Here is a 21131-nt window from a genome sequence, read left to right on the forward strand (position 1 = left end):
CCTATTTCCAAATCCCGACAATATTGGTAAAGTCATCCGTCCAAGGCCGCATATCAAAATACAGCGGCATTTTTTGCCAGCCGCCCAGACCCGTTTGTAACGGCTCTAAGGTTTGCGCTTGCTTGGCCATCGCCACCCAATCGGTCGCCACCACCAGCGGCATATTATCGGGGGCGGTAAATTCTTCCAGCAATGCGGCAAGGTGTAAGTGTTCGGCCTGGATGGACAGGACTTTTTTCAGCGCCAAATGGCGGTTGGTGATATGGAAGGCCAGAATGCCGTTGGGTTTGAGCTTTTGGAAATACAGCTTGATAGCTTCTTCGGTGAGCAAATGGGTTGGCACAGCATCGGAACTGAACGCATCCATAACCAGCAAATCAAAGCTATGGTCGGGTTCTTGCACCAACGATAACCGGGCATCGCCGATACGCATTTGCGCCGTCTTATTGCATTGGCTCAGATAAGTGAAATACAGCGGATTACTGGCGATCTCCACCACCAGCGGGTCGATTTCATACAACGTCCAACTTTGTTGCGGTTTGGCATAACAGGCCAGCGCGCCCGCGCCTAAGCCGACAATACCGATATGCCAGTTTTGGTCAACCGCATCATAAGCCTTAAACAATTGCCCCATGGGGCCAGGGCGGCTGTAATAGGTCAATGGGATGGTGCTGAGCGCGGCGGGCAGGCGTTGCGCCCCGTGCTTGGTCGTGCCATGGAACAGTTCGTGGTAGGTTTCCGCTTGGCCTTGCTCATCGGTGAGGGTGCTTTCGCGTACCGCCAGAACGCCGAAGAACGTCCGCTCTTGGTATAAGGTATGCGAGGACAGGCTATGCACCCCTAGGGAAAGGAAGATAATCACCCCCGCCGATAAGGCAAAACCTAGCGGTTGTTTGCGCAGGAAAAACACCGCACAGGTCAGCAGCATCAGGCTGATGGCGATGGCATCAAAATAATCCAGCAAATTGCCGACCCCCGCGTACAGCCCCAAGCCAACGCTCAACAGCAAGATGGGCGGGAGCAGTTGCCAGAGCAGGCGGCGGTTTAATGCTAAGGGCAGGCCTGGGCGTAACAGCAGGGCGGCGACGATCATAATGGGGTATTCGTAAATACCGTTAAAAATAAACGGCGCGACAAAGGTGTTGAACATACCGCCTAACATGCCCGCAAACGACATGATCAGATAGAAGCGGGTCAGATATTGGGTCGGTGGGCGGCGTTTTGCCAATTCGCCATGACAAACCATAATCGCCAAGAAAAAGGCGATGACATGGAGGATTAAATACGCCCAATACGGCAAATCCGCCGGATTAATAAAGGCGTAGGCGATAAAGGGGATTAAAAAAATCGGCTGGATGCGCACCATCCATGGATGGATAGCATCATTCCATTTCGAGAACACAATAATAAAGGATAACAAATACACGGTCAGCGGGATAATCCACAACAGCGGTACCGAGGCAATGTCGGTGCTGATGAAGTTGGTCAGTCCCAGTAACAAGCTGGATGGCACTAAGGCCAAAGCCAGCCAATGCAGTTGCGTCAGCCAAGGCAGGGTATCGGCACTTGCTGCTGTTACGGTGGCGGCGGCTTGGCGGTTGCGCCACAGCATCGCGGCACAGGCGGCGATCAGCACCCCTAACAGCGCGTAGCCCATGCTCCAGTCGGTTTGTTGGGCGGCCAGGCCGATATTCGGCTCCAACAGGAACGGATAACTTAGTAACGCCAGCAAACTGCCGGTGTTACTGGCGGCGTATAAAAAATACGGGTCATGACTGCTGTGATGGCCGATTTGGGCAAACCATTTTTGGATCAGCGGCGCGGTGGTGGAGAGGACAAAAAACGGCAGGCCGATGGCCAAGCCTAAGGTCGACAGCAGCCACCAGGTGGGGTTACCTTCTGTCGGTGGCGTAACCTGTTCGGGTAAACCGACCGGCAAGGCCAATACGCTCAATAAAATGATGCTGGCATGGACAAGGATTTGCTGGCTGGCGCTTAAACGGGTCGATAGTGTATGGGCGTACAGATACCCCAAAAATAAGATGCTTTGGTAGAACACCATGCAAGTGTTCCAGACCGCCGGAGAGCCGCCCAACAAAGGCAATAAAATTTTGCCGAATAAGGGTTGTAAGACAAACATCAGCGACGCGCTGGTGAATAAGGTCGTGGCAAACAACAAAATAAGGGACAAACGGCGGTCGGTAGGTAGCTCTGGCACAGAATTCATGGACGTTAACTCGCAATAGGAATACGTCAATGATAAAGCATTGTGCTTGGTAAAGTAACTGATGTTACATGGTCATTTTTGCGATATTGAAAAATCTAGCAATGAACCGCTATCACGAGCTTTTTTTTAAACCACAGAATGTGCCTGCGTAACATCAGCAGATAAGATAGGGGACAAACATTGTCAATGCTCCTTATTTATCGTGCTATCTGATTATGGAAGAAACCATAAAATACTGGGTGTATTACGTCCAACCTTAACGTGCAGCCATTGCCGCCAAATTTTTTACGTTGTGTGAGCTTAGCCCGCCGATAGGTACACAGCTTGCATTGTCCGCATGAACTGGCCGCCCATTTGCTACAATAACCGCCAGTTTCCTCTTTGCTTGAAGACAATCCTTAAGACAATCATATATGGATGCGCTGGTCATTTTAATTCCTTTATTGCCCTTGCTGGCGGCGGTTATTATCGGTGTCGGGCTGTTGTTCGGCGGCTTCCGCCGCCCCAGCCAAACCTTCAGCACCGAACTGGCGTTGTGGGCACTGGCTTTGGCTTGCCTGATGGCGATGGCCTTAGCCACGGCGGACTTACTGGGCAAGAACCACGGCTATTTCAGCATGGGCGCTTGGTTAAGCAGTGATACCCTAACGGTGCGGGTTAACTTTACCAGCCATGGCCTGAACGTGTGGCTGGCGGTGGTGTTCGCCTTATTATTGGCGGCGGGCAGCCGTTTTGCCGCCACCAACCTGCCAATCGGTCGCCCCCGGTTTTTTGCCTTGTTCAGCCTGTTCGCCGCCGCCGTGTTATTCGTGTTACTGTCCGCCAATCTGGTCGGTAGCTTAGCTGGCTGGATACTGGCAGAACTGTGCGGTGCAGGGCTGATCGCGCACGGTTACCAACAGCCACGCGCAGGCACTAACGCGCTCCGGGCTTTACTTAGCCAACGCTTGGGCGATGTCGGTTTTATGCTAGGCATTAGCCTGTGTTATGCGTGGACGGATAGCGTCAACTGGGCGCAGTTGCAAGTGTCGGCCACAGAATTGTCGATTGCCCAGGCAACCGGGGTTAGTTTGTGTTTCGCGCTGGCGGCTTTCGCCAAAGCCGCATTGGTACCTTTTTCGCCGTGGCTGGTCAGAACCTTGGATGAACCTGTTCCGGTCAGTCTGATCCTCGTCCACTTGGGCGTGTTTATGGTGATCGTGTTAGAGGTGCTGTTTATGCAGTCGCCATTTGCGCGTGCCGTTTTGGGGCTGATGGGGCTGGTCACGGTAGGTTATGCGGTTATCGTAGGCAAAACCCAAACCACCTTGCACAGTGCCTTGTTGTTTCGCTGTCTGGCACAAGTCGGACTGATGTTTATCGAATGCGGCTTGGGGTTATGGACGCTGGCAAGCTGGCATCTGGCCGCTAACCTGACGCTAAGTTGTGTGCAGCGGCTGGTATTGGCGGACGCGCCGCTCACTGCTGCGCATCCGCCGCGTTTGGTGCCGGCTAGATTGTATTTATTGTCGTTGCAGCAATTTTGGCTGGAGCCGATTGCCGATTGGGCCTTGGTCAAGCCCGTGTGTGGGCTGGCACAGGATTTAAGTTATGTCGATGACCGCATCATCGACCGCGTAGTGGGTTTACCCTCGGCGGGGGCATTGCCGCTGTTGGCGCATTATGAAGATTGGGAAGCCGGCATCGCCCCACCCGCCGCCATCCCGTTCACCAATAGCAGCGGCGTGGCGGGTAAGCTGACCGAATGGCTGTCGGCCTTGCTGCATTGGTTTGAAAGCCGCTTAGTGCAACGCAGTAGCCATCCGCACAGTAACCGCACTGCCCGGCAATTTGGCCATGCGGTCAACCAGTTTGAGCGGCTGATCTTACGGCCCAGATACTTGGTGCTGTTTGTGTGTATTACTTTTTTGGTGGCGTTTTAGACGTTTTCACACAGGGTGCTTATCCTTATCGGTCAGGCCTTTGCAGATGCCGTCGGGACCGTGCCCAAGCCATTTGCCATTCCCCGCCATTGCGCAGATAATAACTGATGTTACGCAGTCACTTTTTCGATATTGAAAAACGTAGTGATGAGTCGCTGTCGCGACGGCTTTTTTAATCGGGACTGTGCAGTTGAACCGCCAACTGGCGCGATTATCTGGGCAACCACAACCCAGTTGCCAGCGCTTTGATGGCGAAAATGGCGATAGACCCGAAAGACCGGCCACGGGTAAAGGCAGAATGTCTGCGTCTGCTAGTGACGCTCAAACTTGACCCGGCACGCCGTCGCTTTATATCGGGCTTTATTGACACTTATTTGCGTTTGCGGCAGGAAGAGCTGCAAGTTTTTGACCATTTGATCACCACCGAATTTTTACCCACCGAACAGGAGCAAGCGATGGAACTGACGACCAGATGGAAAGAAGAAGGTATCCAACAAGGCCTCAAACAAGGCTTTCATCAGGGCGAATACCACGCGCTCAAACGCCTGTTGACCCGCCGCTTCCAAACCCTACCCGCCGATGTGCTGGCCCGCATCGAAACCGCCCCCGTAGAACAACTGGAGCAATGGCTGGACAACACCTTGGATGCCGTCACCTTAGAAGACGTGTTCCGCTCCCACTGAGCCGCGCCGCCTAGATAGCACGGCATTCACCCGCGCCGCCGACCCATTTGTCAGGTGGCTGAGCGGCGCTGTTCGCGCTGCATAAAACCATACAAGCCCTCCACTTTGTCCCGCGCCCAGGGCGTTTTCCGCAAAAACTTGAGGCTGGAGGCGATGCTGGGGTCTTTGCTGAAACAGTGTAACGGTATCTGTTCAGCCAAGCCAGCCCAGCCGTAATGCGCCACCAGTTCTGTGACTATAGTCTCTAAGGTAATCCCATGTAAGGGGTTATGGCGTTGCTTAAGCGGCGCAGCGGGGGCTGGTTCGGCTGGGACGGCAGACGGGTCGGTTTGATCGGTGCTGTGTTTCATCGGTTTTTTTTAATAGGGTGACGGAAGTTAAAGGCGGCTTTGCCTTGGGGGCATGGCCAGCTTGACCGCAAGGGCGGGCAGGCTGCCCGCGCCCCTAAGAGGCTGTTGGCCATTGTAGCCCATTTTGCCTTTAAGAGGGGTCGGTAAAGCCGACTTCAAACATTTCCCCGGATTGTCCCAAATAAAAGCGTTCTCCGGCTTGCAGCGGCAGGGCTTGCCTTGGGGTAAGGCGTTCGCCGTTGGCTGTGAACGTGCCGTTGGTGGAGCCGTAATCCTCTAAGAGAAAGCACTTGCGCTGATAGTCGTAACGGATGCTGCAATGGCGTTTGCTGGTTTGTGATTTATCTCTGGGGATAACTAATTGACAGCTTTGCGGGTCGCGTCCTATCAGGATGGTTTCCCGCTGTAATTCTAACACCGCACCCGCATAATGGCCGCTTATACCGCGTAAAATGGGGCGCGGCGCAGTAAGAGGATAAGTGATGGTTTTGCGCGGCGGCTTGGCCGGGCGGCGCGAATACAGCACCAGACCTACCGCCAATAAGCTTAAGCTTAAGGTGCCGGCAACGGCACTGAGCAGCCACGGTTCCCGTTGCCATTCCTGTTGCAGGTGGCTAGGCCGGACACTGGATTTGCTATAGGGGATATGCAGCTTGTCCAGGGCGGGAAACAGTTCGTCCGCCTGTATGGCCCAGCCGATGCCTTCGCCTATCGGCACCCGGTCAACGCCATAAGTTGGGCCGTCGCTGCCTTCGCTGACGGTCGCCACCAGAGCCAAAGCTTTCATGGCATTGACCCCGATGACTTGGCCGTATTCATTGAATAGCGGGCCGCCGGAATTGCCGGGGTTGATGGAGGCATCGACTTGGTAGAGGGCAACCCCTTCTTTGGCGACAATGCGGCTGACGATACCTGTCGTTAAGGTGACGGAGGCGGCTTCTTCGCGGTCAACATCATCGGCCGCCCCAGGAAAACCCGATGCGGTCACGGCATCACGCATTTCCACGGTCTCATGGGTGGCAAATTCCACCGCCGGGCGGTTGGTGCTTTTCTCCAGCCGTAATACCGCCAGATCCCGCTTGTCCGAATGCCAAATCACCTCGGCTTTGACGGCATTGCCTATGGCCAGGAAGATCCAAGCCTGACCGCCATCCTCGATACATTTTGTGACATGCCAGTTGGTGACGACATAGCTGCCGTCACCGACCACAAAACCGGAACCGGAATTTTTTTTCTCGCCGTTGATACAGAGCGGGCGGACGGTGCTTTGGAGCATTTTGTCTTCCAAGACTCCTGCTGAGGCTTGATAAGCGGTGGCGTACAGCGCCAAGCCTAGCGCGTAGGTGCCGATGCGGGGCGGCAGGACTTTTAGTAGGTTGGCCATTCGGGCGTATAGTTGGTTAGGTATCATCATTGTTAATCCAAGCTAAGTAGGCGTTCATCTATTTTTTAACATTTGTGAATTTAATCCCAGCCCAGCCCGCGTTCCCTGAGCGAAGTCGAAGGGAACGCGGGCTGCGCTTAAGGAACGGCAGGGATAAAAAGGTTAAAAGATCTATGCACACCTGCTTAATCCACAAAAACGGCAATAGCCGTGTAGTTGTCATGGCCTTGTAGGCCGAGGTGCTGGAGCCGCCAGGCCATATTGTCCAGCCATTGTTGGGGGGTGGCGGATTTTGCCAGTTCTATTGCCATCGCAGTTTCGGTGACGTGTTCCCAGAACCCATCCGTACACAATAAAAACCCGTCGCCGGATTGCAGCACCCACGGCGTGGCTTTGATGGTCGGCCTAATGCCTTTAGTGCCGCCGACATCGCGTAATAGGCGGTTGCGGTCTTCATGGTGGCGGATGGCCGTTGGGGGAATTTCTCCGGCATTCGCCATGGCTTGGGGGACGCTATGGTCTTGGGTCGCCTCCGCCAGTTTGCCGTGGCGGAAACCGTATAAGCGGCTATCGCCGATATGCGCCCACAGTGCCGCCGTGCCGTCGCTGAGCAAAGCCACGAGAGTGGTGCGCATGTTCGCCAAGTCCGGGTGGTCGCGTTGTCCGGCTAAAACGCCCGCGTGGGCGGCTTGTAAATGCCGTTCTAAAGACTCGGCGCTTAGCGGCCTGGGTTGTTGGGCAAAACTATACAGAAAGCCTTCGACGGCAGCTTGTGAGGCCACCTCGCCGCCGACATGGCCGCCTAAGCCATCGGCGACCAGCCAGCATTGTGCACCGCCAAGGGTGCGGTGGCCGAAACAGTCTTCATTGTAGGGGCGGCCTCCTGCGCTGGTGAGCGTCGCGGTGCTTAATCGCATGGCAGGACTCCCGCCGTGCCCGCCCTAGGCAAATAGCGGTTTGCCGCCTCGCCATGCCAATAAGGGCGGGGTGTGATGTTAAAATAGAACGCCATTATTTAGGGGCCACTTGGCTTTTGTTAGGTTTTGGTGGGGTTTTTTTACCCGCTTTAGGCGGGGTTGGTGAGGGCGGCTTGGATTTAGGCTTAGGCGGCGGTGCAGGTTTGGCGGCGGGAGCGGGGTTTTTCCGCGTTGGGGAGGCCGCACCGCGTAGGGCGGCTAAGCGCCGTTGCGCCTCATTGGCTTTATTGTTGGGATCTAAAGTCAGTTGCACTTGCCCGGCTTCCTCTAGCCGTTTTTGCGCTTGCGTCACGTCGCCCGCCTGTTTGGCTTGCTCGGCCCGCGCCAGCAATTGCTCGGCCATTTGGCTTAACGCGGTTTTCGCGGGTTCATACTGGGGGCGGAGCGCCAAAATTTGCCGGTATTTTTCCAAGGCGTTGCCGTTTTGTCCCGTCGTCAAACGGTCGGCTTGGCTGTCCGCTGCCGCTTGCGCCATCAGTTCCGCGATACGCGCATCCTCGTTAGTGGGGCTAGGCGTATCGGCGGCTGGGGCTGGCGGTTCGGGCACTTGTGCCAGTGCGGCAGGTGCGGGGGTAATGAGGGCGGGCGGGGTGGCGGGGGTGGCGGGCAGTAAAAACGGCTTGGCGATCCAGCCTGCCGCGACGATGGCACTACCCAGTAAAGGCAGTAGCCACCCGGCACGCGCAGGCCGTTTAGCGTGCTTTTTTGCTGGGGGCGGTGGTGGCGTAGCGGCTGGGCAACCCATAATCACGACGGTGACATTGTCTTGTTGGGGATGGTTTTGCTCTAAAAGTCGCTGGATTAGCGAGTCGGCGGCTTCCTGTGGCGAGCCGAACAGCTCATCGGTTATTTCTTGGTGGCTGAGGTAGCCATAGAGGCCGTCGCTACAGAGCAGTAACCAATCGTCCGCTTCTAAGGGAAAAGCCCGGATATTACGGTCAATCAGGACAATGTCCGGCAAGCCGACATAGCTGGTCAAGGCGTTGCGCTCAGGGTCATTAGCCGCCGAGGCGGGCGACAAGCGGCCTTCGGCCACTTGCTCCTGTAACAGCTCACCATAATTGTGGTCATGGGTCAGTTGGGTCAATTCACCCTGACGGTATAAATATAAACGGCTGTCGCCTACCGATAGCCAAAATAAAGATTGTCCGGCGATGACCGCCGCCGTTAAGGTCGTGCCGACATTGCTAAACGCGTCAACACTGAGCGACAGTTCGCACACGGCGGTATTCGCCTGCTGTAAGGCGTAGAGCAACGCATCGGGGATGTTTTGTTTCGGGCGTTTGCCAAGATAGGCGGTGCCGAAAGTTCTGGCCGCCAAGCGGCTGGCTTCGTCGCCTTTTTCCAGGCCGCCCATGCCGTCAGCGACTAAGGCTAACACGCCGCCATGGGCAATAAACGCGTGGTCGTGAATGTCGGAAAACCAAAATTCATCTTGTTGGCTGTGCCGTTGCCCTATCGCTTGGGCATTGCCGGGCAGTATGTGCATTATGCTTCCCCTAAAAGTAACACCCGCAACTGTGTGCGGCCTATTCCGATGATGTCGCCTTCTTGCAGGCGATAAGCCGCGCTAATGGGTACACCATTGACGTAAGTGCCGTTGGTCGAGCCTAGGTCATGGAGCATAACCGCCTTCGCGTGGTAAACCAAGGCGCAGTGGTGGCCGGAAACTTCGGCATCACCAGTAAGAGTGACCGCACAGTCTGCACCGCGCCCGATAACGGCCTCACCCGATAAATGCAGCGGATAGGTCTTGCCGTGCCCGCCCGCATTCAGTTCGGCCAACTCGATAGCGTAACCCGGCCCTATCGCTGGGGCTGCCGTGTCGGGCAAGGCAACTGCGTCCCAAGAAGCGTCGTCCGGCCAAAAGTCTTCGCTAACCGGGGGTGGGCTGATGGCTTGGGGTAGTCGCCGCCGCATTACCAGTATCACACCTGTTACCAGCAAGAGTAGCACCCCGGCTATGCTGCCATACAGCCAAACTGGCCAGCCGTTCGCGGTCGGTGGTGCGGGTTCTGAGGGAGCAATCGGCGGTGTAGGTGTCGGCAAGGCGGGTAACAGCCGTATATCCATGCCGTCATTTAACACCAGGCCGTCTTCGGCGCGTAAAGTGATTTGTAGGCGTTGGACGCGCCCGTCGGTGCGGCAAGCCCGGCAATCCAGCGTTGCTACGGCCACGGCCTTAATCTGGTCGCGCAACTCGCTATAGGCTTGGCTTAGGTGGCGGCTACCGACCCCGACATACGCACCGCCGGAACGGCGGGCGAATAGCCCTAAGGCCTTAATGCCTTCGGCTTGCCGGGCAGCGGCGTTGGGCGTATCCCAGCCCAAGGCGTAAATCGGTATCCGGTCGGTATCCAGCCGATTAAGGACTTCTTCACGGGTCGCCCCGCCGGATAAATCGTCCAAACCGTCGGACAGCACCACAAGCACCCGCCGCCCCGGCAGGTCGGCATCACCGCGCCGCGCCAATTGCAGGGCTTGGATCAGGCCTTGATGCAGGGCGGTGTGTTGGTCGGTGGGTTTTAAGGCGGCAATGGCGGTTTTGAGGGCGGCGGGGTCGCCGCTAAAGTCCGCCACGGGTTTGACGCTATCGCCAAAACTCAATATTGCCATCCGGTCAGCGGTTGCGAGCGTGTCCGCCCAAGCCGCTAAGGCGGTACGGATGTGGGCGAATTGCTTGGCTGGCAGCGATAATGAGACATCGACTAAGAAAATATACGCCACGCCTTCTTGGCTGTCGGCAAAAGTTTGGACATGGGTGACGGGTACGGTAGTGTCCGCCAAGCTGGCGGTCAGTTGCGCGGCGTTTAAAGCGTCCGCCGCTTTGCCGTCGGCATCGCGCACGTCCAGATAGGCGATCAGCTTAGGGTTGGCCTGCCGCGCTTGGCTGAGCTGTAGGGTGGCGGGCGGCGGGTTTGCTAAGGCGGTGGTGGCCAGTCCTAGATAAATGGCGGATAAGACGAGTTGGCTCACGCGCTTTATGGGTGGCGGATGCAAGCCATTGGTTTGTATCTGGCGCAATGTCATCCGCCATAGCACGGTTTCGGCGCGGAGTTTAAGGGGGGCTAAATAGACGGCGCGATTTTTCATGGTCATTTAACGCTTCAGCTTTTTTACGGTTTTGATAGCGCGGGCGTAACCTTGTTGCGCCGATTTCTGATACCAGTATTTGGCTTCCGTCAGGTTCTTATGAGTGCCTTGACCGAAATAATACATAATGCCAAGATTGTATTGGGCAATCATTCCGCCTTGTTCGGCGGCTTTTTTGAACCACTTTATGGCTTCTGGATAATCATGGGCATCGGAATAGATGTTGCCAAGATTATTTTGGGCATCAACATGACCTTGTTCCGCCGCTAACCGATACCAGTGTGCCGCTTCAGTGTCGCTTTGGTTAATGCCAGTACCCGCTTTATACATTACCCCAAGCGCATATTGACCATGCGCATAGCCTTGTTGCGCCGCTTGCCGATACCAGTACACCGCTTCGGTAATGCTTTTATCAACACCTTTACCGTTTTGATACATCCAGCCTAGATTGAATTGGGCAACGGCATGTCCTTGTTCCGCCGCCCGGCGATGCCATCGTGCGGCTTCGGTAAAGTTTTGTTTTACCCCCGCTCCCTGAGCATAGATTTCTCCTAGGCAGTTTTGCGCTAGTGTTAGCCCTTGTTCCGCCGAAGCCGTACACCACTTTAGCGCTTCGGCTTCGTTTTTCACTACGCTTTGACCCTGCTTGTACATCATGGCAAGATTAAATTGTGCGATGGCATAGCCTTGCTCTGCGGCCGACTGATACCACGCCAAAGCTTGGGAATAACGCTTTTCATTGCCGGCAATCCGTGCCGCAATAAATGACATAATCGGGTCATCCGCTTTGGCAAGCGGTTCGGCAGCGGCTTTTAGGCCATTAGCCATGGCTTTGTCGAACCAGTGCTGGGCTTGGTTTTCGTCTATCGGTTTATCCCAGCCATTATGGTACAGCCTGCCGACACTGTATTGGCCAAATGGATTACCTGCATTGGCCGAACGCTCATACCAAACAGCGGCTTGATGCGTGTCCATAGCGACCCCGCCGAAGCCGTTTTCATACAGGCTACCTAAGCGAAATTGCGCCAAGCCATTATTTTTTTCCGCCAAACGCTGGTAGATAGGCAATGCTTCGTTGTATTGATGGGCGAAGAATTTTCGGTCGGCCATCTCAATAGAATCGGCAACAGGCAGAGAGACCAAGGGCTTGGCAGCAGGCAGTAAGTAAACAAAGCCAATACCGATCAAGGCCAGTAAGGCGATGCCTAGCAACGGTTTTTTGGCCAAGGCCTTGTTATGGCCCGCATTAGCTAATGGGATGCGGCTGGTTTGGGTTTTAGGGTTTGCCTCGGTATCCGCCGCGTGCAGTAACGCCTCTTGAAATGCCCGGATAGTTTGATAGCGTTGTTTGGCCTCTGTTGCCAAGCCTTGCACGACGACCTTGGCTAGGCGTTCGGACAAATCGGGTGTTAAGCGTTGCGGCATTATTAAGGTGTCGTCTTCGACCCTGTCCATCGCTTCCGCCGGGGTTTGTCCGGTGAGCATAAAATACAAGACTGCCGCACAGGCATAAACATCTGTCCACGGCCCTTGCCCGCCGCGTCGGCTGTATTGCTCGAACGGGGCGTAACCCGCGCTTAACACTACCGACATGCTCCGGCTGCGTTCTGCCATGGCAAGCCGTGCCGTACCAAAATCAAGCAGGATAGGGCGGCCTTGGCGGGTGAGGTAAATGTTTTGCGGTTTGATGTCGCGGTGGATAAAGCCTTTCTCATGCACTTCGCGCAAGCCGTCGAGGATGGGGTTTAAAATCGCCAAGGCGGTTGCGGCGGGTAAGCGGTTTTTTTGTTGTAAGTATTCGGCCAGCGTCATGCCTTCGTAGTAGTCCATGACCAAGTAGGCGGTGGCATTTTCTGCAAAAACGTGGCGTACTTTCACCAGATGGGCATGGTCAAATTTTGCCAAAGTGCGGGCTTCGATGATAAATTGCTCTAAACCGAAACGGAACAGCCCGCCTTCTTCCGGCGAATGGGCGCTGACTGTCGTCCGCCCCGCTTCACGCCCGACCAGATCGCGCGGTAAATATTCCTTAATGGCGACCAAGGTTTCCAATCCAGTATCAAAGGCTAAGTAGGTCACGCCAAACCCGCCCGGTTTGCCCAAGACCCGCCCGACCAGATATTGCTTATGCAGTCGGGTGCGGTGCGGTAACAATAACGGCCCGCGTGGGGCGGTTTCGTCATAGCCGCAATGCTGACAAACGGCTTGCGGGCCTTTCTGCCGGAAACAGCCCATGCAGAGCATTTGCCAATCCACACTCATTATTTACCTGCCTATTAGTTGTTTAGGTTATTGTTAATGGTTGAACATCACGTTTTAAGTAGGAGTGCATATATCTTTTAACATTCGTGAATTAAACCCCACCCCAGCCCCTTACAAGTGTAGGTTTTCTTACCCTCCACCCCCTTCTGCGTAAATAGCCAAAGTCACGCCGTTGATTTCCGTCAAACCGGGCCATGCCTCAGGCCGCCCCGGTTTGACGGGCAGGAGTTGGTGGTTCAGCAAGGCGGCGACAATCAAAGACCAGCCGTGTTGGAAAATGCCGACCATCCGCCAGCGCTTCCCTTGTCGCCGTGCCGCACCCGGCACTGATGGTTCCTTGATGTCCAACGGCGTGTCGGCTCCGGCCTCGGCTTCGCCACCGACGGAAAGCAGCCACCAGGTGGCGATGGCAATGGCCATCCACAGCCGCTCCGCCCGCGCCGGATCATCCATGCGCGTATGTTGCCATTGCCAACCGCCCCGCTTGCTGTGCTTGAAGCCCTGTTCTATCCATGCCCTCAAACCGTACCAGCAGGCGTCGGCGCATTCGGGCGCCAGATCGGTCAGCACCAGCCACGGGCCGTTGTGCCCTTCGCCCCAACAGCCCAACAACGTGCAGGGCAACTGTGTCTTTTTGCCGCTGAACGCGGTGCCGCGCCCCTGCCAACGGCGGCCTTCCGCAGGCACCAAACTGCAAAAGGGATGCCAGCGGCACCAGCCTTCGGGACGGAACGAACCTTGGACATTGACGCGCAGGAACGGATGCCATTTCAGTTCCACGATGGCCCCGAACAGCCATTTCGCGTATAAGCCCCGGTCGGCCAGCACGATGACCGTCCAGCCCTCCGGCAACAGTCCCCGGAAACGCCCCAACAACGCCAGCCATTCCGGTTTCCAGGCGTGTTTCTCCGTGGCTTTCAGCACCTTCCAGGCGATCGGCACGGCACAGCCACGGTACACGACACTGATGGCCAGCACGGTGAACCGATCCCCCAGGCTCGTCGCATCCATGGCGATGGCGAGCTGGCGGCCTGCCCAGCCGTCCAATACCCAGGCCAGCCACGGCGCCCAACACTCGGTGACGCAAAGGTCGGCACGCCGCCGCCCCGATTTCGCGCCCGCTTCCCGATAGGTGTCACGCAACCTTTCACGCAGCGTGTTGTACTTTTGCCCCAGCAGCGGCGACAACACGTCGGCCACGGCGGTCAGGCTGCATGAACGCGCGACGACCATGCCAAAACTCCACAACGCCAAGCCCAATGCCTGTGGCTTGCTGAGGGACGGAAAATGCATGGCAATCGTGTCGATCCATTGGTATAGTTCTGGATGGCGGGGCATGGCGGCACCTTCGGTAAACGGATGTTGATGACACTCATCAATTTACTCTCAACGCTTTGCCCCGTCACTTTTTAAAAACCTACACTTGTAAGGGGTGCCCCCACCCCGCTCTTTTATGCCGAGGTGGCGGCGGCAGGGATTTCCGATGCCGGTTACTTCCATATGTATTTCCCGACCCTGGCGCGGAGCAAAGGGCGGCTGTTGGCACTCACCATTGCCTCGCCCGATGCCAACCCCGGCGATGCCGTGACCGCTTGGCTGGTGCGCACCGCCCAGCGGATTCCCGGCCATGTCCGCTGCCACGCGTCCGCGCCCATTGAAGAGGGTTTTGGCTTGCAGGCCAACCTCATCACCAGCAACCCCGAAGCCGACATCACCTATCCAAAGGGGCTGCTCTACAGCCCGCTGTCGTCCTGCAACATGAACTGCATCCATTGCATTTCCCGCGCGACCCGCCCCCGCGCCATCCGCCTGTCCGAGCGTATCCGCCAGGACATCAAAGCCCATGCTCAAGAACAACAGCTCAACTGGATGTTCACCGACTACAGCGGTGACATCTTCTTTGCCGAACACAAGCAACCGGGGGAGCTGGATTTTATTTTCAGCTTAGGGATAGCCATCCACATCGACACCAACGCCGCCTATCTGGATGCCGCCATGATCGAAAAAGTCATGGCCTCCCCGGTCGATGCCCTGAGCATCTCCATTGATGCCGCCCAAGATGACACCTATCGGCGCATCCGGGTCGGCTCGCCGCCTATCGGCCAAGTGTTCGACACCGCCAAGGCCGTTGTGGCGGAGCGGGCCCGGCAGGGCCGCCAAAGCAACTTTAGGGTTTATTTGGGCTTCACCATGATGCGCTCTAACCTCCATGAGCTGCCCCTGTTCATCCAAAAGGCCGCCGATGCCGGGGTCGATGCGGTAGGGTGCCGACATTTGGAACTGTACCATGCCGACATGGAAGACGAGTCGCTGTTCCACCATAAGGCCTATTTCAATTCCATGCGTGCCGCCTGCCTGGCGCTGGCAAAAAGCCTCAACATCAACCTGAACATAGGCGAGGAGTTGTGGGAACACCCCGCCTCCGGCGGCAGGGCGCCGTGCCCGACCCCGTGGAGTTCGGCGGTGCTGCTTGCAAACGGCGACCTGATGGCCTGTTGCGTGCCCGGTTCCAAAATGGGCAACGTCAACGACCAGCCTATTGAGGCTCTCTGGCAGGGCGAAGCCTACCGGCGGCTACGGGCGCGGGTCAACTCGCAAGATCCGCCCAGCTTGTGCAAGTCCTGCCCATTCCGCAATTCGCTGAACGACTATGCCAACCCGCAGGCCTTACGGGCGGGCCTGTCGGCGGTGCCGTTGCTTGAGGAACTAATGGCGGACACGGGACGGGGCTAAGAGGGGTACAGCCGACATACGTGTAAAAATAGGGTGCTAAAGTTTCACGTGATTTAAACAGTCTATTGAGTACCAAGAATTTTAGCAGTGTCTTATTTTAAGTTTCATAAACGAACATTTCTGTAACTCTTACTTTAATGGGGTTAAAGGGGGCTAAATAGGTAACATAGCAAGTAAATGGTACAAAGTTTCATAAACCTGACAAATAATAGATGAAACTTTGTAAACGTAGAGTATGCAATACCCGCATTTTACGTTCTCAAAAGGCACGTCTGAAATAAGCTAAAATTTGAGAGATCGAAAATCGCCTTTAGGGCTTTATGGACAATAGGTTAGCCAAAACCCCGTGGAACTTTAGAGCCTTTTGTTGATTAGCACCCTACACCCACACCAGAATTCGCATTGCCCACACCATCTGCATAAGATTTCGTCATACTATTCCAAACTTTTAACCTATTTTTCCTTTCATCCATCGTCAATTTTGGCGATGGATGAAAAGCGTTTTTTCGGCTAACCCAAACCATTAAAAAGCATCCCAAATCCCAGAATTCCAAACCCAAAATCCTCCCCGTCTAGTCAGGCAAATATCCCCCAGCCACGCAAAGCGGGAACAATAATGCAACCCTCACGGAAAAAAGGACGGCCAATCTCGGCCACCCTTGCCTCTGCTCCGTTTGTCCTGCTCCGGCCGCGGTACACAAAGGCAATAATGCTTTTTTACGGCCCATGACAGGAAAAGCAAAGCCCCCCAAAAAAACCAAGTGCAACCAGAACCGCCAGCAAAACCGGCACCCTGTCGGCGGGCAACGGAAGTGCCGTCCCCGCATCCGGCGGCGGCACTTCCGGCCGCGTTTGGTCGGTTCGAGCCAACAATGCCGCACGGCCTTGGTCGCTCTTCTCCACCATCGCCAATACGTTGGCAATATCCAGCGACAGGCTATAATCGATTTTCGTCTGGAGGCCAGCATTTTCAAGCTCCCCCATTTGGGGGAGCTTGAAATCCAACCCCTCAACAAACCCGTATTCGACCATCCTGTTTTTGACCCACGCCCAAAAACCGGTGCAACGCCCGCGCATCCACCACAGGGCGCAACGTCCCGCCAATCTCCGCCATAAACAACACCGGAACCAAACCGTCCGCCCCGGACGGCATTAACGTTGGCGCATCCCCACCAACACCAACTCCCACAGCATCCGAATCAGTTTTCGTCATATCTTTCCCTTTATTCCAAACCATTAACCCCTTTATCCATCACCAAAATTGGGGATGGATGCAAAGCATTTTTCGGTTAACCAAAGCATTAAAGATCATCCAAAATCCCAGAACCCCAAAACATCAAAACCCAAAATCCTCCCCGTCTGGTCGGAGAAACAGACACCGCCGCGCAAAGCGGGAACAATACACAACGGCAACCCTGCCTTTTTTACGGCCCATGACAGGAAAAGGAAAGCCCCCCAAAAAAAACCAAGCGCCGGCAAAACAGGCGCCCTGCCGGCGGGCAACGGAACAGCCTCCCCCATTTTGGGGAGCAGAAAATCCAGCCCTTCAATAAACCCGTACTGCCTGAACCGACGTTTGACCCAGCTCGAAAAGTCTTGTTTCACGCCCAAAAACCGGTGCAACGCCCGCGCATCAACGGCCGGTTGCAACGTACCGCCAATGTCCTGAGCGAACACGGAAATCAGGCCGTCCGCCACGGACGGCGTTAACGTTGCCGCCCCGACACCCACACTGGCTAGGCGTAAGGATTCGTACGTAAATGGATAGTAGAGCCCTGTAACCCTTATCGTACCTACATTCTTCTTTCAAAACATGATTCCATAGTCAACTGGTAATGGGTGGCGCTCCTTCAGCTCGAACAGTCCGAAGCGATTGAGATGGGATGTCCGGTACGGGCTGAAGCCGGCAATTAGTTCCGGTGTAAGCTTCATCCCTTCCGCCTCCAATTCCTTTAACGCCTGCGTGATGGTATGGCAGTTATGGAATATCACAAGATTGGCGATCAGGTGGTTGTATTTTATGATTTTCAGTTGATCGTCACGAACATTTTCGGCAATGGTATCGGCACCGAAATAAACCCATTGGGCGAACTGGTTAAAACCTTCACATTTATTTTGTGCTGCCTGAATGATGCGGCGCAACTCTTCATCACCAATATATTCCAACAAGAATGTAGTACGAACCACCCGCCCAAGTTCCCGAAACGCAAAGTAAAGCTTGTTCTTCCGGCTGGCTGTGCCCAGTTTGCGTAGTATGGCCGAAGGTGAGATTCGGCCTGCCCGAATGGATTGGGCGACTTGCAGCATGTCCGGCAGATGACAAGCGATCAAATCCCAGTCAACGGCTTCCTTGCTGAACAGCCCGTCAATGTTTTTGTATGTTTCCTGAGGTGCCGGACGAAACCACTTCAAGTCTTTCCAATTCCGTATTCGCGGCATCAGCTTAATGCCCAGCAAAAAGGCCAATCCATAGACCGGAGCGCTCTGCGCCTGTGTGTCGCCATGCAAAATGTCGGGCTGTATGTCCGATTTGTTTTTGGTCAGGCCGTCGAGAATGTAGATCGCCTCCCAAGCGCCACACGGGATGAAATGCGAGAACAACGCGATGTAGTTATCGCTGACGTGATAGTAGGCGACACCGCCATAGCCACCGTAGCGGATGTGGCGCTCCGACAGCAGGTTGTTTTCGTACAAATTCCACTGGGTGCCATCGGCGGCCGCCCGCTTGGTATCGCCCCAATAGCGCGGTAACTGGAACTGGTTGTAGGCATTGATGGTGCCGCAGATCGCCGCCTCCAATTTTTCGGTGGAAGCTTGACGTTGATCGACGAAGGTTATTTGCCGGGCACTAATGTCCGCAATATTGCGGGCTGTTTGGGTCGCCCCCAAACCGGTTCCATAGGCGAAGGTGGTCAAAATTTTACGTCGCGCATCTTCCTTAAGCTTGCCTTGATGCCCACTGAGCGGACTGAAATGTTTGTCCCAACCGATCCACTGTGAAGTATCGGCGAGCACATCCAACAATGAAAGTTCTTTACTATCAAGCTTCTTGGTCAACGCCGCATCGAGCGCCTGGAACCCTTCCGGGATGGGCTTTTTCTTTAGCCGCCCTAATTTCGGACGACCGTCAATGATCTGGAAAAATGGATTATCGGGATACGTGTCATCCGCTTTTTTAGCCGCCGCCGTTAAGAGGCCGCGGACATGCTGGACGAATGGGTCCGCCTCAACGGGCAGGCCGACTTCTTGGCCGTACGCCTCGCGGGTTTTTGCACACTCCGCCAACGGCACCAGTTCATCGCGGGTGTCGGAATAATGGTTGGCCCCGATCACGCAAAGGTCGGCAGATTTCAGTTCCCGTACCATTTGCATGCAGACACATACCTCAAACTGGCGTCGGTGGAGCCTTGTTGGTGCCTCGCGCTGCTGCTCACCCGTGATCAGTTTCCACCACTTTTCCGGCACCCAAGCCAGGTCTGCCAAGCTCAAATAAGCTGAGGTGCCGCTTTTCAGGGTTATCCATTCACTGTGGCGACCACGCTCAGCAAGCATCAAGGCCAATGCACGTTCAAAGCTTAAGTCCTGACTGGTCGAAACGAAGCGCAGCTTGGACAGGATGCGCAATAGCTCCGCCCGTCGGTTGGCAAAGATCGGTTTCATAAAACGGCATTCATTCTTGCCACCGTATTCAGCGTGCAACCGTGAGAATTCGCATAAATCCGGCCTGGCAGAAACGGTTTTACGGACTGTCTGCAACTGGATTTCATCTGATTCGGCCGAACTCAGCACGGTGTCGAGCAATGCGTAGCGCCGCAGAATCTCGTCCGTCTTGCCTTGGTTATCCAGCAAATATTTCTGCAATTTCTCCCCGGCAATACGTGACACCCGGCCCATTTGTTTGCAGAAGATTTCGCAAAGGTCATCGGTCACAATGGCAAGCCGTTGACGAATCACAGCCAAGGTTACCGCATACCGTTTCGATGGCGTCAGATCAGCCATGCTGGCCGCATCAAGCGCGTTACCCTCCAAGGCCCATTGGCTGACTTTCACAACCGGGATCGTTTTCAGAAATGTATTGTAGCCAGAAAGCGCGGTCAATTGGTCGAAGCGTGCCAACAGATCCCGCATGCCATGAACAGTGGGTTTAGCGGGATCCTGTTTGAGGTCGTGCCAAGGGCTGACCCGACGGGGATCATCGCCGACGACGAACAGTGCGTCGAGAAAATCCGCACCCGTTTTGCCCAGAGCATTTTGCACTTGCTCGTATAGCACTTGGTTGGTGGCAGCGCGGCCGGCACGTGCCTCACGCACCAAGGTGTCAAACGCCGGTAACTCATATCGGTGACGAACCAGGATTTCTATCCCGACATTGACGATGTCCGCCACGTCTTCCTTGGTTAATGCTGCTTCGCCGAGCGTGGTACGGAGCAAGGCCTTGCCCTGGGTGTCGAAAGGTTTTACGTCCAGGAATTGCCGCACTGCCGCCAAATGGTTGTCGCGCACTTTTGATTGGTCGTAGTTGTGCAATACTTCCCGATCAACCCGGCGATTGATCACCGTTGCGATATGTTTGATGATCCCTTCAGGCACTTCGTTAGATGCTACAAAATAGCCCAGTCGTTGGAATGTCTTCAATAAAACAACAAAACCGAGCAGCGTCGTCGGCAAGCGCGTGACGTTGGCACAAAACACCAGCTCTTCATCAGTTGGTGTATAGAACTGTTCCAACTCCGCCTGCGTCATGCGAGTCTTGAAGCGTGGATAGGCGGTATCGCTAGGTTGCAAGTCGTAGCACCTGACTGTTTACGTTCTAGGGTCTAGCATTGTGTGTGATGCCAAAGCGGCGTCCCTTATTCGCATAATAGTTTGTCGCGTTGTCTTGAATTCACGGGCTAACTTAGCAACATTAATCCCTACAGACAGTTTTTCAATAACTGCTGCACGTTCCGCCATGTTTAGCGCTGGCGGCCTGCCAAATTGTTTACCGGCAGCTTTGGCCCGATCAATTCCTGACTGTGTCCGTTCAATCAGCAGGTCTCGCTCGAATTCAGCCATAGCGGCGATCACTTGCATGGTCATCTTCCCCGCTGAACTGGTCAGATCAACGCCTCCCAGAGCAAGGCAATGTAGGCGAATACCCATACTAGAAAGTTGCTCTACGGTTGACCGTACATCCATAGCATTACGCCCAAGCCGGTCAAGTTTTGTCACAACCAAAATATCGCCGGATTCCATCCTGTCAATCAACTTGGTAAAACCTGGACGCTCCTTTGCTGTCACAGATCCGCTGATACACTCCTCAATAAGCCGCTGGGTTTCGATAGAAAACCCTGCGGCTTTGATTTCTATAATTTGATTCTGGGAAGTTTGGTCTGTAGTCGAAACTCGACAGTAAGCGAAAACTCGTGACATGGGCCAATTCCGTCCGAAAGGGATGTACGAATTATAGCGCGTGTACGAAATACATTTTACCTATTTTCGTACACCCAGTAGAGGACAT

The 21131-nt window shown here is 55.0% G+C and carries 16 protein-coding genes; 3 read left to right on the forward strand and 13 right to left on the reverse strand.

Features of this window, described 5'->3' with window-relative positions:
• Window position 1: 1 nt before the first annotated feature.
• Window positions 2-2227, reverse strand: coding sequence for a fused MFS/spermidine synthase (locus AADEFJLK_RS08700; protein ID WP_103973978.1), 2226 nt, complete (start codon window positions 2225-2227; stop codon window positions 2-4).
• Between the two features lie 413 nt (window positions 2228-2640).
• Between AADEFJLK_RS08700 and AADEFJLK_RS08705 the strand changes: the two genes are divergently transcribed.
• On the forward strand, window positions 2641-4149 hold the full coding sequence (locus AADEFJLK_RS08705) for a proton-conducting transporter transmembrane domain-containing protein (protein WP_103973979.1): 1509 nt from the start codon (window positions 2641-2643) through the stop codon (window positions 4147-4149).
• A 248-nt stretch (window positions 4150-4397) separates the two neighbouring features.
• The gene (locus tag AADEFJLK_RS08710; RefSeq protein WP_103973980.1) at window positions 4398-4832 is read left to right on the forward strand and encodes a DUF4351 domain-containing protein; all 435 of its coding nucleotides are present in this window, start codon (window positions 4398-4400) and stop codon (window positions 4830-4832) included.
• A 50-nt stretch (window positions 4833-4882) separates the two neighbouring features.
• On the opposite strand, the gene AADEFJLK_RS08715 is transcribed toward AADEFJLK_RS08710, so the two are convergent.
• The 7 genes from AADEFJLK_RS08715 to AADEFJLK_RS08745 form a co-directional block, all read right to left on the reverse strand.
• Window positions 4883-5182, reverse strand: coding sequence for a VF530 family protein (locus AADEFJLK_RS08715; RefSeq protein WP_088619590.1), 300 nt, complete (start codon window positions 5180-5182; stop codon window positions 4883-4885).
• 130 nt (window positions 5183-5312) lie between these two features.
• Entirely contained in the window at window positions 5313-6596 is a 1284-nt protein-coding gene (locus AADEFJLK_RS08720) for a trypsin-like peptidase domain-containing protein (RefSeq protein ID WP_103973981.1), read from the reverse strand.
• 155 nt (window positions 6597-6751) lie between these two features.
• A complete protein-coding gene (locus tag AADEFJLK_RS08725; protein ID WP_088619588.1) occupies window positions 6752-7483 on the reverse strand; it encodes a PP2C family protein-serine/threonine phosphatase in 732 nt (243 codons plus the stop codon).
• 94 nt (window positions 7484-7577) lie between these two features.
• On the reverse strand, window positions 7578-9032 hold the full coding sequence (locus tag AADEFJLK_RS08730; protein WP_103973982.1) for a PP2C family protein-serine/threonine phosphatase: 1455 nt from the start codon (window positions 9030-9032) through the stop codon (window positions 7578-7580).
• Window positions 9032-10636, reverse strand: a complete 1605-nt coding sequence (locus AADEFJLK_RS08735) for an FHA domain-containing protein (RefSeq protein ID WP_211299179.1) — start codon at window positions 10634-10636, stop codon at window positions 9032-9034. Before AADEFJLK_RS08735 ends, AADEFJLK_RS08730 begins: the two co-directional genes overlap by 1 nt.
• A 6-nt stretch (window positions 10637-10642) precedes the next feature.
• Window positions 10643-12898, reverse strand: a complete 2256-nt coding sequence (locus AADEFJLK_RS08740) for a serine/threonine-protein kinase (protein WP_103973984.1) — start codon at window positions 12896-12898, stop codon at window positions 10643-10645.
• A 129-nt stretch (window positions 12899-13027) separates the two neighbouring features.
• Window positions 13028-14236 carry a transposase gene (locus AADEFJLK_RS08745; RefSeq protein ID WP_103972962.1) on the reverse strand — a complete coding sequence of 403 codons (1209 nt, stop codon included), beginning with the start codon at window positions 14234-14236 and terminating at the stop codon, window positions 13028-13030.
• A 162-nt stretch (window positions 14237-14398) separates the two neighbouring features.
• On the opposite strand from AADEFJLK_RS08745, the gene AADEFJLK_RS08750 reads away from it, so the two are divergent.
• The gene (locus tag AADEFJLK_RS08750; RefSeq protein WP_146054469.1) at window positions 14399-15631 is read left to right on the forward strand and encodes a radical SAM/SPASM domain-containing protein; all 1233 of its coding nucleotides are present in this window, start codon (window positions 14399-14401) and stop codon (window positions 15629-15631) included.
• Window positions 15632-16348: 717 nt separating this feature from the next.
• On the opposite strand, the gene AADEFJLK_RS08755 is transcribed toward AADEFJLK_RS08750, so the two are convergent.
• The 5 genes from AADEFJLK_RS08755 to AADEFJLK_RS08770 form a co-directional block, all read right to left on the reverse strand.
• Window positions 16349-16708, reverse strand: a complete 360-nt coding sequence (locus AADEFJLK_RS08755) for an antA/AntB antirepressor family protein (RefSeq protein ID WP_103972891.1) — start codon at window positions 16706-16708, stop codon at window positions 16349-16351.
• Window positions 16641-16844, reverse strand: a complete 204-nt coding sequence (locus AADEFJLK_RS24440) for a hypothetical protein (protein ID WP_146054468.1) — start codon at window positions 16842-16844, stop codon at window positions 16641-16643. Before AADEFJLK_RS24440 ends, AADEFJLK_RS08755 begins: the two co-directional genes overlap by 68 nt.
• A gap of 95 nt (window positions 16845-16939) precedes the next feature.
• Window positions 16940-17329 carry an antA/AntB antirepressor family protein gene (locus tag AADEFJLK_RS08760; RefSeq protein WP_103973576.1) on the reverse strand — a complete coding sequence of 130 codons (390 nt, stop codon included), beginning with the start codon at window positions 17327-17329 and terminating at the stop codon, window positions 16940-16942.
• A gap of 108 nt (window positions 17330-17437) precedes the next feature.
• The gene (locus AADEFJLK_RS08765) at window positions 17438-20416 is read right to left on the reverse strand and encodes a Tn3 family transposase (protein ID WP_103972890.1); all 2979 of its coding nucleotides are present in this window, start codon (window positions 20414-20416) and stop codon (window positions 17438-17440) included.
• Window positions 20417-20434: 18 nt separating this feature from the next.
• Complete coding sequence (locus AADEFJLK_RS08770; RefSeq protein ID WP_103972889.1) at window positions 20435-21043, reverse strand: recombinase family protein; 609 nt, start codon at window positions 21041-21043, stop codon at window positions 20435-20437.
• Window positions 21044-21131 lie beyond the last annotated feature (88 nt).

Origin of the sequence: Methylovulum psychrotolerans (genome assembly GCF_002923755.1) — a bacterium.
Taxonomy (GTDB): domain Bacteria; phylum Pseudomonadota; class Gammaproteobacteria; order Methylococcales; family Methylomonadaceae; genus Methylovulum; species Methylovulum psychrotolerans.